Source organism: Pantoea deleyi, assembly GCF_022647325.1.
GTDB classification, from domain to species: domain Bacteria; phylum Pseudomonadota; class Gammaproteobacteria; order Enterobacterales; family Enterobacteriaceae; genus Pantoea; species Pantoea deleyi.
In genome coordinates, this window is record NZ_CP071407.1 from 259805 (window position 1) to 274254 (window position 14450).

Genomic DNA, 14450 nt, shown 5'->3' on the forward strand with positions numbered 1-14450 from the left:
GTCACCGGCTGACCTCTGTATAGGGTGCCAGCGCCGCCTGCGGGCGGCGTCCTCCCTCTTTCTGCGCGGCGGCGCGCAAGTAACGGCAGCGTCAGATAATCATTATTGCCCGAATATCGTTTACGTTTGTTAGCGTTGGTCCGGTTATCACCAGGTCATTAAGCGCGTGAAAATAGCTATAACTGTCGTGAACATCGAGATAATTAGCTGCATCCAGACCTCCCATTTTGCCGCGTATTAACGTGTCCGGGAATACCAGAGCACCTGCTGCATCTTCTGTGCCGTCGATACCATCACTGTCGCCGGCGATAGCCCATATGCCGCTCTCCCCCTGCAATGCACAGGCCAGACTGAGCGAAAATTCAGTATTTCGCCCACCCTTTCCGGGCTGGTCATTGTTTACCGTTACGGTGGTTTCACCACCCGACAGCAGTACTGCCGGACCGGAAACCGGATGACCATACTGCTTCACGGATTTAGCAATCCCGGCCATAACAATGGCCACTTCACGACTTTCACCTTCTATCGCATCGCCCAGAATAAGCGGCGTCAGTCCGTGTCTGCACGCAGCCAGCGCGGCAGCCTTCAAAGCCAGCTGCGGCGTGGCAATGAGTTTAACCTCACTGTTCGCTGTGCTTTCAACCGGGTCTGCCGGCTGGCTTAGCAGTTTATGAACAGGTTCCGGGGTCTGAATACCGTAGCGCTGGAGTACCCGAAGCGCATCAAGCGGCGTGCTGTCATCTGCAACAGTAGGACCTGATGCCACATCTGCCGGGTTATCCCCCGGCACATCGCTGATAATCAGTGACACAATATGGGCCGGTTGCGCCATTCTTGCCAGCTTGCCGCCTTTCACCGCGGAGAGATGACGACGTACCAGATTCATCTCTTTGATATTGGCACCGCTGTGCAGTAGCGCGCGGGTAATTGCTTGCTTATCTTTCAATGTTAATCCTGGTACGGGCAGCGCCATCAACGCCGACCCGCCACCGGAAATTAGCGCCAGCACCAGGTCATCAGAGGTCAACCCGCGCAGCGCTTCCACAATCAGCATTGCGGCAACTTCGCTCATCGAATCCGATACCGGATGAGCAGCCTCAATAATCCGGATGCGGCCAGCAGGCACCGCGTAACCGTAACGCGTCACCACCACGCCAGAAACATCCACATCCGGCCAGGCTGCATCCACAGCCGCCGCCATTGCCGCCGAGGCTTTACCGGCACCGATTACCACGCAGCGGCCGCGCGGTTTTTCCGGCAGGTTAGACAGGATCGCAGGCCCGGCTCGGGCGCTTTCGACAGCATGCTGAAAAATATCCTGCAGGATCTCTGCAGCCTGTTCATTTTTCATGGTTATACGGTCTCGGCAATATTTGCTCTGGCTTCGATAAATTCCACTACAGCGCGGGTGACGTCCGCGGTACTGGCCGTTCCGCCGACGTCTGGCGTCAGAATGCCTTTCTCACAAACATATTCGATGCTTTCCATAATCAGCGCTGCGGCGTCGCGTTCTCCCAGATGTTCAAGCATCTGTACGGCAGTCCAGAAGGTCGCTATCGGGTTAGCGATACCTTTGCCGGTGATGTCGAATGCTGAACCATGGATAGGTTCGAACATGGAGGGAAATCGGCGTTCCGGGTCGATATTGGCAGTCGGCGCTACCCCTAGGCTGCCAGCCAGCGCGCCGGCCAGATCGGAAAGGATATCGGCGTGCAGATTGGTGGCAACGATGGTATCCAGCGTCTGCGGATGCAGCGTCATGCGGTGCGTCATGGCATCGACCAGCATCTTGTCCCACTGGACATCCGGGAACTCCTGCGCCACCTCGGCAGCAATCTCATCCCACATCACCATTCCGTGGCGCTGGGCATTGGATTTGGTCACCACGGTCAGCAGCTTGCGCGGACGAGACTGCGCCAGCCTGAAGGCATAGCGCATAATGCGCGTAACCCCGACGCGGGTGAAGATGGCCACCTCGGTGCCGACTTCTTCCGGTAAGCCACGGTGTGCCCGACCGCCGTTACCGGAGTATTCCCCCTCCGAGTTCTCACGCACAATGACCCATTCAAGATCGCCCGGACCGCGGTTACGCAGCGGTGAGGTGACACCCGGCAAAATTTTGGTTGGACGCACGTTGGCGTACTGGTCGAAGCCCTGGCAAATTGGCAGACGCAGCCCCCAGAGAGTGATGTGGTCAGGCACATCCGGCGCGCCCACTGCGCCAAAGTAAATAGCATCAAACGTTTTCAGCGTATTCAGCCCCTCCTCCGGCATCATCACGCCATGTTTTTTGTAATAGTCCGACCCCCAGTCAAAGGTCTCCACATCAAAGTTCAGCTGCGGATCGTGGCGCGTCAGCGCATGCAGCACTTCAACCCCAGCAGAGATGACTTCCGGACCGATGCCGTCGGCGGGTATGGCAGCAATTTTGTAGGTACGCATAGTTACTTCTCCAGTTGATGAGTATGAGGATGAGGGATCTCTGCCGTTTGCGGCTTGTCAGCCCTGGCAGAAAGAATCAGGACAATGAGGGCCGAAAGCGCCAGCAGTCCGGCGACAAAGTACAGGCCCCAGGTGTAGCTACCAGTTTGCTGGCGGATTACGCCAATCATCATCGGGCCGACAAAGCCGCCGAGGTTGCCGATAGAGTTAATCGTGGCGATACCAGCTGCTGCTGCCGGGCCGCTCAGGAACACTGTAGGCATACTCCACAGTGGCGGTTTCGATGCGCTGATGCCCACCGTGACCAGCGTTAAGGCGACGATCACGGTAAAGAGTGTGCTGACGTTACCGGCGTAAATCAGACCGGCTGCCGCCAGCAGGCAGGCGCCAATCACATGCCAGCTGCGCTCTTTGGTGCGGTCTGAATGCCGTGCCCACAGGATCATGGCGATTACGCCGATGACAGCCGGGAAAGCGTTGAGGAAACCGATCTCCAGCGAGGTAGCACCGAAGCTGCGGATGATTTGCGGAGACCAGATCCCAAGCGTGTACAGGCCGGCAGACGTACCAAAATAGACCAGCGCCAGAGCCAGCACGCGTTTATCCGCCAGCCCTTTCCATGCGCTGCTGTGGCTCTGTTTTGCCGCCCGGGCCAGTTCCTCGGCCTGCATGGTGTTTTCCAGCCACGCACGCTCTTCGTCAGTCAGCCATTTGGCCTTGGCCGGACGATCGGTAAGGAAGAACAGAACCACAACCCCAAGTACCAGTGCCGGCAAGGCTTCCAGCACAAACATCCACTGCCATCCTGCGTAGCCGAGGAAACCGTGCATTTCGAGGAGAGCGGCTGAAATAGGCGATCCCAGCGCGGTGGAAAGCGGTGCAGCGGCCATAAAGATGGCTGTAACCTGCGCGCGTCGGGCTGCCGGGAACCAATAGCTGAGATAAAGGATAATGCCCGGGAAGAAACCGGCTTCCGCCACGCCGAGCAGAAAACGCAAAATGTAGAAGCTTGTTGTACCCTGCACAAAAGCCATGCAGCCAGAGACTAAGCCCCAGGTGATCATCACGCGGGCGATCCAGATGCGGGCTCCCACTTTATGCAGGATTAAGTTTGACGGGACTTCAAACAGAAAGTAGCCGAGGAAGAAAATGCCGGCGCCCATCCCGAAAACGGTGGGCGAAAACCCCAGATCCTCGTTCATGGTCAGGGCGGCAAAACCAATGTTTACCCGATCGAGGAAAGCGATGAAATAAAGCAGCATGATAAAAGGAATAATGCGCAGGGTAACCTTGCGCATAACCTTTTTTTCGAGGTGATTATTCATTTTGGGGATGCTCCATTGTCGTGTAGGGTTGTTATCGTTTTGTAATAAGCCCAGTATGGAGAGGTGTGGGGTTTTATCATCAGCACTGCTTTATACAAATTATTTAGATAATCGGTTTCTGGTGAAAAAATGGATATAAATCAGCTGCGTTGCTTTGTGGTGTTAGGTGATGAGCTTCACTTTGGCCGGGCTGCCCGTAATCTCGAAATGATGCCTGCGTCACTCAGCCGTTTCATCAAACTGCTGGAAGAAGATCTGGGGATAAGGCTACTGAATCGATCAACCCGGAATGTGTCGCTTACGCCTGAAGGCGCAGAGTTTTTAAATGAGGCTAAAGCCGTGATTGCTGATTTCGATGCGCTACGGCTGCGGTTCCGTAAAAATGTGCTGCCGCAAAAGAGGACGCTGCGGATCGGTGCTATTGACAGCGCGGCCAGAGGATTACTGCCGGAGTTACTTAATCTTTTTGTCAGGCAGTTTCCTGATGCAGATATCCATATCACGGAAGATAAATCTCACAATCTTATTCCGCGGCTCATTTCCGGATGGCTGGACCTGGTCTTTGTGCGTCCGCCTGAACATGCTGATGCTACGCTGACTACCCGTTTTATCGCGAATGAGACCTGTGTGCTTGCCGTACCTGCTGACCACCGGCTGGTCAGTTATGACGAAGTCAGTATCGCTGATTTTCGTAATGAACCCGTTATCGTGCCGGAAAGACGTACCCGGCGTCACAGCCATGATCTGACGATGAATATTTTCAGGGAGGGTGGCAGCATGCCCGTTATTGCGCAATATGCCGAAGAGAAGCAGACCATCCTGAGTTTTGTTGCCGCCGGGCTGGGCGTAGCCCTGGTGCCTGCATCATATAAAAATATGAATGCCGACGGTGTCAGATACCTTGCTCTCTCGCCGATGAAGCATGTTGAAGGGCTACCACTGAGCGCAATGTGGCATCAGGGAAATAATAATATTTATGTCAGATCCCTGCTGGATATGCTTTCCGATAACATCGAAGAGCTGACCCGTAATTTGTGATGTGGGAAACGTATTTTAGCCTAATTATTATTTTTGATTATAAAATCTATAACTTAACCTAAGGAGTACACGTTCTGTCACAAGGACAGTCTGACTACATGACGAAGGATTATAGGCCACTCAAAGATGACGGTCGCCCTACCCAGCTCCGCACTCATATTCCTCGTCACAATATAAATACTTTTCTCGCTAGTTGATTTAAGGGTGGAGAAAAGATACCTAACAAGACCGATGAAAAGTGCGGTCATCCATCACTTTTAAATAAAGCACGTCGCCGGGGAGCCACCTTCTGTCTTGCTGAGCTTCTTCGTCAACCTAGCGTAACGGTATGCCTAGTGCTGGCCGTGTCGTTGATCTCAGCATTCTGGCAGTAACCACGGGGCCCGGACAGGCTCAGGTAATTAATTGTGAATTTCCCCGCGATAAAAAGTGGGTTAACGCTTATTATTTCTGCACTTAGCATATAGGGAATTCAGGATATCTATGTTTGGAAAGCTCCTTAACAGCGTGACCTGGCAGGTCAGAGCTGACCTCCGCCGCAAACTCAAAGCCAACCGGGATCATAAAAATCTCAGCTGGAATCTGGCGGAAAGGCTGCAGGTTTATTGCTCCACGCATTACATTCGGGCCATGCTGATACTCTGGGGAGTGGCAGCCGGCGCGGTGGCGGTGGCTCACTATGCCCGCCCTGTCTTTGATCCGTTTGCCCGTCAACATTTTAAAGGTATTACCGCCTTGCCCGGGTGGATGTCCAGCCTGCTGGGAAGCCAGGTGACCCTCATCGGTATTGTGTTCCCGCTGGTTGTCGGTCTGATCAGTGTTCTTTTTCAGAAAAAATCATCCCGGATTCATATCCAGTCTGCCTATCAGCTGAATTCCGGGTATATGTTTGCAGGATTAAGCGCCCTTTCCCTGGCGGGCTTTATTCTGATGGCGGGGATAGCGTCGTCACTCGGGGATAACTATCTCAATACTGCGATAGCGGTTACCGCCTTTATCTGGATGCTGTTCAATATCTTTCTGTCCATCTGGTTCTTTGTCACTAGTCTCAATGTCCTAGATGATGACAAACGGGACCGTCTGATGAAAAAATACTATCAGTCACAGATGGTGAGCCAGTATATACAGCAATCCATGATAAGATCTTGGTTGCAGTATCCGGGTCATTATATTGGTTACCAGTATCTGAAAACGATAAAAATACTGCCCTACGCAGACGCCATGAACGACGGGATGAACACGCTTACCTGCCCCGTTAAAAAAAATGAAATCGTAAAGGATATTTACCTGAGGCCACTACTTTTCCTTCTGAGACGATTACGGCCCGTTTCGGATCAGGAGGCTGAGATTGTGATTCTACCTTCGTCCGGCAGAGAAAACGGCAACTTAACCCTTTTGTCGGCAAAAGGAGTCATTACCTCCCAGCTGTGGAACTGGCTGTACAGACGTTGTATTCCGACGGGCATACCTCGGCAAAAGAAAGATTATAATGACATCCCCTATGATTTTTTTGGTGAGGCCTATGATGCCCTGAATGATAAAAACATTGGCATTTTTAAAATGGCTGTAAAAAGACTTACGGGAACCTACACGTCTGTCAAAAGGAGCTTTTGTTATGCTGACGGTAATTTTCTGGACGAACAGGACGCCTCAGGCCTGAGCTATTCTTTAAGCCAGTCGTTTCATTTTGAGTTAAGGCAGTTTATAAGGGAAACGGTAAAATCAACTGAGACGACGGGTGCCTACTTCAGTGAAGCGATGTATGTCCCCTTACACGTCTACAGGGAATCTGACAGCACCAGTTTCACGGATTTCAGACAGTTTATACAGTCGCTCTTTAGCGTATGGCACACCCTTACTGAATGGAAAGCAGGAAACGGCGGTACCCTATCCGTCAGCCAGGAGCAGACACACCAGGATCTGATCCGCAGTTTCATCAGTCTGTGGGAAGGCTGGAGTATGGGGGACGTCATCGGTAAACCTGACGCCGGGGATTATGCCAGCCGCCTTTTATTCCATCTGCACTACACCGTAAGACTAATTATTCCTCCGGTAGTGGCCGACAATGTGTCGTCTGCAAGACATGCGCATGATGTGCTGTGTCTATGGAATGAGAAAAGTCGCTTCTCCCGGTACTGGGAGGAAGAATTTCGATGGCACAGCTTCTTCCTCAATCCTGATTATATTAATCTGGAACCTTCGGGCCCGCAGTGGACCACGATGCTCAGGGGCGGTACGTATAATGAAAAGGCAGCATCAGCCATCATTTTCAGTAATGCCTTATGCGATATGCGGCTGTTGATATCAGGGTATATCGTTGCCAACCTGGAGCCCCAGGGGAATATTGATCTCGCTGACTTGGTTAACCGTCTGGGATTGTCGTCATTATTTGAAGAAAGGGATGACAATGACGCCGCCACGCCCGCTTTCAAAACGGCCACGGATATTATCGATATAATCCTGAGAATCGAACATTACCGGTCGCAGAACCATGACAACTGGTATGGTGCCCTGTCAGAGACCATTGAAGCCCTGACCTCGTTTAATGAGAGACCGTTAATATCCGGCAGAGTCTATTCAGGGATAAAGGATGATCTGGATTCTCTTTATGGTGCGTTTGCGCTCCTGGCCATCCGGCTCGCCAGAACGTCAGAGCCTGTAACCGAACGCGTTTCGGAGGCACTGGCCGGGGGCCTGTTTTCTTATTTCCGTAAAGAGCAGATCATTCATACACTCGAAAGACTCAAACGAGACCCGTTTGTCCCTTATCAGGGGTATATGCTGTCGGCCGCCGAATATGCCGGACAGGTTCCCTTTTTCAATGGCATATTGGACCGGTATATTGAGGCGTTTAGCCGCAGCAGGACAGCTGATATCCTGGCAGCAGAAGTGGATACGGAACGACTGAGAAAGACCGATATTCGTCTGACGGCAGAGTTGCCAGGGGCGTTGTCAGAAGACCCTCTCCTTGCACGCTTCAACTTCACTGCGGACCCGGATTTCCGGCATGACTGGCAAATGAGGTGCTATTCGGCAGGAGTGCCCAGAGAATATGTGGCCCGCCATCTGAACACGAATTTCTACGGCGATTTTCCTGCCACGGCAGACCTGAAGGGAAGCATGCTTCACCGGCTGCATTTTATGCTGGGTAAATTACCCTCCACCCTTAATACACCGGTAAGCAACCTGCCGGATCTGCTGCAGGCTGTCCGGCAGCACACAGCAGATCAGCGCGATTCTGTGCTCATTATTTATGGTTCCCGGTTCAGTGACGAATTACGGGAGCTGAGTTACCAGCCGGACAGGCATGCTGCGCTAAATCTACAGATTGATACCCCTGTCCGGGGTGTCCACGGACTGCCCGTCAGGATCAATAACTGTCTCATTTATCAGGTTCGCCATGCCCTGCAGAATTATTCCCTGCTGGTCAACAGGGAAACCTTTGGTGAACTGAAGCTGTTCCGGTATCCGGATGGCACGCTTTTCAATACCTTCTATCGCAGTAGCGCCGATCCGCTTGAGGGGGAGCTTAGAACGGTGTGGGAATTTGACATGCAGGTAAAAGGCCCCTTGGCCGGCCGGTTCGACCACCTTTGATTTCATCCTTCCGGCGACGCAGACAGGGCGTCGCCTTTTTATGCTTATATGCTAATAATGAAAGTATTTACTTTAAATATTTGTAATAATCCCTTATTCACAATAGTTTTGATTCATTAGTGCTTTATCTGTACTAACTTTCTCTCCTCCTCCGCTAAGATCCGAAAAATGCCAGATCCGGAAGTGAAGTAACGCAGCGACTGAAAATATTTCTCTCCTGCGTTCCCGACATCTTTGTGGTGCCTGGACATAATTGGTGGAGCCGCAAATGATGAGGAAAAGACATGAAATACCTGCATACCCGTACTGCCGATGAGGTGCTTAATACAATTAAAGCGTACCGTGATTATTTCCACGAGCATACGTTACGAAAGCCACACTGGCCGCTGCTGGACAGGCTTATTTCCCGTGAAACAGAAATGATGCAGGTATGGGAAAACATTGCGCAGCAGCGGCTTTGCTGGAAGAAGTGCTACACGTTTCTGGAGCAGATTTTTTTGCGAGGGCTTAAGGCACTAGGGATAATAGCAGTCGGTTGAAGGCTGACTAAACTAAATGAGAAAATCGCTGCGCAGGCGGCGGCGTTGTCTGCGCTACTGACATAGCAGGACCAGATACTCAATCGTAACGCCTTTTCGCTGGAGCGCACAACACACAACACACAACACACATTGTCGAGCTTATTGAGGCGGCTTAAGAGCTGAACGGGCACTATCGTTCGTATTTGCGTGATCCTCTCGACGCCTTGCGCACTAAATATGACGGCAAATACCGGCCATCTCTAGAACAGATCCTTAATGTCGCAGCTATGAAAATTTTGGACGGAGTCCTGATGATCGGATTATTCGGCGAGTTAAATTACTAATAATCTGGGTTAGAATGTATTAGGCGGGGGTTTCTACCCGCCTGATTTTACTTACGGACTATGTGTCACCTTGGAAATAATGGCCTTCTTTTACACAAATTCGTATTAATCTATATGAATTACGATCTAATGCCATTTTGTAGACATCTATTCCTTTGTCTATTTGCTTACTGGCGTAATCTTGAAGTTTAACTGAAGCCCTGCAACCTAAAGTAATTTCTTTGATAAGAGACTTATCAAATTGTTTAACACCAGAACCCTCAGTAATTACCCTGTACTCATTTTCATAAGCCCACGGTTTACCCTTATGAAGATATGTGGCGTTTAAATAGTCTTTCGGAGAATCAGTGTAATAGTTATAATGGGGGTATGAATCAACATAGAGAACATCGCCCTCAATCCCACGATCTTCAATACTATGAGAGAAAGCATCATCAAAGCCTATACAGAATCCGGTGTGCGAACTAGCGTAATGTGACCACATCAAATAGTTATCATAGTCACGCGTAAGGCACACAATACCTTTTGTCGTCAAATTATGCTCTCGCATACTATTCTCAACACCCCACCTGGAGTTTTCATCAAATGATTTGTACCATGCCCAAAATTCTTGTTCTGTTCTATCTGGACGGGCCTGATGAAATCGTTTTTTGATCACCTCAAATTCGGCATTGAAGTCAAAAATTAGCTTTAGCTCGGCTGGATCATTAAATCCTAAGGCTCTGCTGGCATATACTGTACCTTTCTCAACAAAAGCATCTAAATACTCGATGACTTTATTGTCGTCAACATTCCCTACATATTTGTACAACATGGTCTGAAATCACTCCACTTAAAATGCACCTTCCAGCGTCTAGTAAGTTCAACCTTTCTTAATCAGCTCGCGCTTGATTTCATCGTAGACTATGCCTGATTCCAACCTTCATCAAGTAAAGAGCTGGAAATGGCGTGACAAGATGTTACCTAACCTCATGAATTGAACTAAATCGCCACGGTTTTAACAGACACCTCAGAGTCATTTAAGATGGCTTAAAGAGAGGTGCCCATGAGCGGTAGCGTTATCCCGAAGAGTTTAAAATTGAAGTAGTCAAGCAGGTTATTGATCGTGGTAATTCTGTTTCCAGCGTTGCAACACGTCTCGATATCACCACCCACAGCCTTTATGCCTGGATAAAGAAGTACGGTCCAGATTCTTCCACTCATAAAGAACAGTCAGATGCTCAGACTGAGGTCCGCCGTCTCCAGAAAGAGCTGAAGCGAGTTACCGACGAACGGGACATATTAAAAAAAGCCGCGGCGTACTTCGCAAAGCTGTCCGACTGAGGTACGCCTTTATCCGTGACAACAGCTGTTGCTGGCCTGTTCGCCTGCTCTGTCGGGGGCTGGATGTTCATCCCAGTGGCTTTTACGCCTGGCTTCAGCAGCCGCATTCGCAACGCCATCAGGCAGACCTAAGACTACAGGGCAGATTAAACAGTTCTGGCTGGAATCGGTATGCGTATATGGAGATCGAAAGATCCATCTGGATCTACGGGACAGTGGGCAAAAGTGCGGAGTGAACAGAGTCTGACGACAGTTCAATCCGGATGAGCGTTGAGTAACAGACATAACCTACATCAGGACCTACGAAGGCTGGCTGTATCTTGCCGTGGTTGTCGATCTGTTCTAACGCAAAATTATCGGCTGGTCAATGCAATCCCGGATGACAAAGGACATTGTCCTGAACGCACTACTGATGGCTGTCTGGCGGCGTAATCCCCAAAAACAGGTGCTGGTTCACTCGGATCAGGGCAGTAAGTACACAAGCCATGAGTGGCAGTCGTTCCTGAAATCATACGGCCTGGAGAGCAGCATGAGCCGTCGCGGTTACTGCCACGATAATGCGGTTGCAGACAGCTTTTTCCAGTTGTTGAAACGCGAGCGGATAAAGAAAAAGTTCTATGGAACGCGGGAAGAAGCCCGTAGCGATATTTTTGATTACATCGAAATGAGTTATAACAGTAAGCGTCGGCATGGTTCGAGTGATCAGATGTCAACGACAGAATATGTAAACCAATATTATAAACGGCTCAGAAGTGTCTAGATTATCCGTGGCGATTTACATCAATGTTCTCGCGGAGGTAAAATACTGGCTTTATTGCTCATGCCGATAATGGCTAGTTACATTACATACATGGAACGTCAGCTATGCAATTACAAGTTTTAAATCCTTTCTGCACTCCATGCCCGGCTAAAATGCCCGATGGTTTTCTACCGGAATGCTACAGAATTGCAGAGGCTCCGCCAGAGGCAGATAGAGTTAACCGCTTGTATCCTGGTTTATATGAGGATGACCAATTTGGATTCATTGATGCCCCCTGCAAAGCAGGAGCGCTTACCGCATTTGCGCATTCTCCTAGGCTAACCAGACATGTTAGCGATTACTTCAGGAGCAATCCCATATTCGAGAACTGGCGACATCTTATGCCTGAGCCAACGCCTGCTGCACTTGAGCGGTATCAGGAAACTTATAATGTGCTGAATCTTAGTAACGTTGACACTCTCATTAAACAATATGGTGCAATCCCTCCTGAAGGACAGGTACTTTTCCACGGCGGGCAATTTGCTGATCTGCCTTGGCAATACACCTCTCAAAGACCGCTAGCTACATCATTCTGTCCGGGAGCTGCAATTGCAAATGGATGGCACTTGGGTAAAGCCTTTGAGGCAGGTTACATTGATCTAGTAATGCTGACCGTTACACAGCCCAAATCTAGGGCTTATTTCTTCTCGCACGAAGATAACGAAGAGGGATTTTCAAGGAAAGGCCATGAACGGGAGGTTTTGTTTGAAACAGGTGCAGAAATCACGATTAGCGAACGTATTCTAATTCGCGAGGATTTCCCTGTGGGCATGGGATGGCAATCAAAAATAGTTCCTAGCTATTTGCTTATCGCAACGATTTCGTGAACTGACTCACTACGGTGAAGCAGATAATTTTCCCATACCCGACCGGTGCGCAATCATGCACGCTGCTGTCAGCGCGGCGAAACACCCCCGCGGCTCTCTCATCGTTCTGACATAGAGGATATTCAAAAGGTTACACTCTATCTCAGAATCACCAGCAAAATTAATGATGGAAAATATGGACGAAGAGCATTGCATTTGTGCCAACTGCGTACATGATAAATATATTCGAAAGCTGATTTCCACTAAAGGGAATACATTGTGTTTTCTGAAATCCCTCCCGTTTCTTGCGTTGGGTTCAGAGTACACTTACTGAATAACTGAATAGAACATTAGGTTATTTACACTGACATTCTGAGTTATTGCTTTTTTTGCCAGTTTGCTAACGCAAACACCCGCACTCCAGCGTAGTATGTTCGTGGGGAAGGATATGCGGGGATTACCAACTCGAAGAAAATCAACCCTCTATATAGTTATAATTACACCATGCTGTGAATGGCGTAACATTCTGGTTGCATTACTATATATCTGGTATCAACTTGCAGTCAAGAGCATTGCTTATTTCTCGAAGTAACGATCCTGAGACTGAAAAAAGGCTATGTGCATTGACCGATATAGAATCTACGCTCCTTGACATAAGAACTCCATCCAATTGAAAATAAAGACATGAATTCGATTCATAACCATTCGCCCGGTCAACATTGATAATGGGTAAACCAATTTCCATCTCCAGACTAGAGATTACTCCTCTGTTTTCATAACAATGCTTCAATCCCTCTTTCAGAGTATCAAAATCAATCTCAGCGAAAGTTCGTATAATGCCAGCTTTTAATAAATGATATTCATTTTGATGTATAGTATAAAACGCATAAGCATAGTCACCATCTTTAAGCCTCTGTGTCTCATACTTAACTAATGGATATCTATTGTGTTTCAAGTAGTTGTTAAGTTCCAAATAAATATTATACTTATGACCGGAACCTGTTCTATTGCAGTAAAGGAAATGTGTAAGGCGGTAATATTCCAGAACAGCTTCGTTGGGAAGAATGTCAATCTTCCCATTTTCTTTCGTCAATTCTGAGAATGCAGGATCTTCAGTCTTAAGCACTCTCCATTTAACTAGTTCTTGTTTAAAAACACCACCCCACATAAAATAAAACTCATTCCATATGTCGTTTTCAGGCTCAAACTTCTCCTCAAGAATTGGTTTTAAATGTTGTAGATATTTACTCCATGACTCTTTCTTTGCAATTAACTCGTTAGTGATTTTCTTGTATTGAACACTATTAATAACATCTAAAGGGGCATTCATCTTAATCGCAATAGCGATATAATAATAATCTATCAATGACGCATATGCATTTAACAATGAATCTGCATTCACTTGAGCTTTAAAAAAAACATCATTATCGACTGGATTAACGTTATTGTTGCCAGACTTAAAAAAAGATTAATAGCATCTATAAGTGAAGCATTGAAATCATTAGCAAGATATGTTATTTTGTGAGCTTGATACTTGATATTTCCAATTGCTTCCTGATACATATATTCGTTATCCATGAGTTATCCCTTTTGAAAATTAAGCCTACCTATCAGAATTATTTTTAACCCTATCAGAGCAAAATAGTAAGGGCTATAACACCTTGTAAGACTTATAAACTGCACCAACATACCATTAGTGCTCGCTTCACGCCGCTCATCCAACATAGATCTTAATAGCCCTCTTACCAGACTATAAACCAAGCCAGCCTTGACAACGCTACCGCCCTCAGAGATATCAGTTATGATTAAATATTGATGCATCTATATATTACCGAAATTCATGGATTGCTCAAGAATGCAATCAGATAAACCCTAAAAAATTATGAACCTGGTTATGCGATTACGGAAGGAAATAGTTCATGAACTAGAGTAAAATAAGCTGACAGGAAATGCCCATAAGAAGCGGACTCTCTGTTAGTTCATGAAGTTACCTGGAAGTTAGTTGGTATCTAAATTAGAAATATTCATTTAAAACAACTAAATGTGCCGCATTTGCCTTATGAACTGAATTCTTACACAACATAAGTTAAATTGAATGTGTCGGGCTTATCATACTGCCGCTCCGTTCCCTTCTGTTCTTCAGCCTGAACTGACGCTAGCGTCAAGCCGCCAGGCACCCTAACCCCTGTTCAGCCTGAAAAAATGCTTCAACCTCACCGCAATGATACAGCCCGGCGGAAAAAACCGACCAGACC

9 protein-coding genes and 1 pseudogene are annotated in these 14450 nt (G+C 48.3%); 5 read left to right on the top strand and 5 right to left on the bottom strand.

The genetic code is table 11. The features are described 5' to 3' along the window. Nucleotides 1-91: 91 nt before the first annotated feature. Genes J1C59_RS20490 through J1C59_RS20500 form a run of 3 tightly spaced genes read right to left on the bottom strand, consistent with a single transcriptional unit; the run spans nt 92 to nt 3767 of the window. On the bottom strand, nt 92-1351 hold the full coding sequence (locus tag J1C59_RS20490) for a glycerate kinase type-2 family protein (RefSeq protein WP_128085931.1): 1260 nt from the start codon (nt 1349-1351) through the stop codon (nt 92-94). Between the two features lie 2 nt (nt 1352-1353). Then, a complete protein-coding gene (locus J1C59_RS20495; RefSeq protein WP_140916952.1) occupies nt 1354-2442 on the bottom strand; it encodes a tartrate dehydrogenase in 1089 nt (362 codons plus the stop codon). A 2-nt stretch (nt 2443-2444) separates the two neighbouring features. Further along, nucleotides 2445-3767 carry an MFS transporter gene (locus tag J1C59_RS20500; RefSeq protein WP_128085932.1) on the bottom strand — a complete coding sequence of 441 codons (1323 nt, stop codon included), beginning with the start codon at nt 3765-3767 and terminating at the stop codon, nt 2445-2447. A gap of 129 nt (nt 3768-3896) precedes the next feature. Between J1C59_RS20500 and J1C59_RS20505 the strand changes: the two genes are divergently transcribed. From J1C59_RS20505 to J1C59_RS20515, 3 genes are all read left to right on the top strand, one after another. Further along, nucleotides 3897-4805, top strand: coding sequence for a LysR family transcriptional regulator (locus tag J1C59_RS20505; protein ID WP_140916951.1), 909 nt, complete (start codon nt 3897-3899; stop codon nt 4803-4805). Nucleotides 4806-5288: 483 nt separating this feature from the next. After that, nucleotides 5289-8402, top strand: a complete 3114-nt coding sequence (locus J1C59_RS20510) for a chromate transporter (protein ID WP_128085933.1) — start codon at nt 5289-5291, stop codon at nt 8400-8402. Between the two features lie 284 nt (nt 8403-8686). Then, nucleotides 8687-8941, top strand: a complete 255-nt coding sequence (locus J1C59_RS20515) for a hypothetical protein (RefSeq protein WP_128085934.1) — start codon at nt 8687-8689, stop codon at nt 8939-8941. 384 nt (nt 8942-9325) lie between these two features. On the opposite strand, the gene J1C59_RS20520 is transcribed toward J1C59_RS20515, so the two are convergent. After that, nucleotides 9326-10081 carry a DUF2971 domain-containing protein gene (locus J1C59_RS20520; RefSeq protein ID WP_140916950.1) on the bottom strand — a complete coding sequence of 252 codons (756 nt, stop codon included), beginning with the start codon at nt 10079-10081 and terminating at the stop codon, nt 9326-9328. 263 nt (nt 10082-10344) lie between these two features. Between J1C59_RS20520 and J1C59_RS20525 the strand changes: the two are divergent. Both J1C59_RS20525 and J1C59_RS20530 read left to right on the top strand, forming a co-directional pair. After that, nucleotides 10345-11350, top strand: a pseudogene (locus J1C59_RS20525) (IS3 family transposase). 104 nt (nt 11351-11454) lie between these two features. Continuing rightward, nucleotides 11455-12216 (top strand): hypothetical protein, encoded by a 762-nt coding sequence (locus J1C59_RS20530; protein WP_128085935.1) that lies wholly within the window; start codon nt 11455-11457, stop codon nt 12214-12216. A gap of 517 nt (nt 12217-12733) precedes the next feature. On the opposite strand, the gene J1C59_RS20535 is transcribed toward J1C59_RS20530, so the two are convergent. Then, the gene (locus J1C59_RS20535; RefSeq protein ID WP_128085936.1) at nt 12734-13582 is read right to left on the bottom strand and encodes a hypothetical protein; all 849 of its coding nucleotides are present in this window, start codon (nt 13580-13582) and stop codon (nt 12734-12736) included. Between the last annotated feature and the right edge of the window lie 868 nt (nt 13583-14450).

What these genes read in the sequence shown, in the direction of transcription:
- J1C59_RS20500 (WP_128085932.1), bottom strand. Translation starts at nt 3,767, where the DNA reads ATGAATAATCACCTCGAAAAAAAGGTTATGCGCAAGGTTACCCTGCGC.
- J1C59_RS20510 (WP_128085933.1), top strand. Translation starts at nt 5,289, where the DNA reads ATGTTTGGAAAGCTCCTTAACAGCGTGACCTGGCAGGTCAGAGCTGAC.
- J1C59_RS20520 (WP_140916950.1), bottom strand. Translation starts at nt 10,081, where the DNA reads ATGTTGTACAAATATGTAGGGAATGTTGACGACAATAAAGTCATCGAG.
- J1C59_RS20530 (WP_128085935.1), top strand. Translation starts at nt 11,455, where the DNA reads ATGCAATTACAAGTTTTAAATCCTTTCTGCACTCCATGCCCGGCTAAA.
- J1C59_RS20515 (WP_128085934.1), top strand. Translation starts at nt 8,687, where the DNA reads ATGAAATACCTGCATACCCGTACTGCCGATGAGGTGCTTAATACAATT.
- J1C59_RS20505 (WP_140916951.1), top strand. Translation starts at nt 3,897, where the DNA reads ATGGATATAAATCAGCTGCGTTGCTTTGTGGTGTTAGGTGATGAGCTT.
- J1C59_RS20490 (WP_128085931.1), bottom strand. Translation starts at nt 1,351, where the DNA reads ATGAAAAATGAACAGGCTGCAGAGATCCTGCAGGATATTTTTCAGCAT.
- J1C59_RS20495 (WP_140916952.1), bottom strand. Translation starts at nt 2,442, where the DNA reads ATGCGTACCTACAAAATTGCTGCCATACCCGCCGACGGCATCGGTCCG.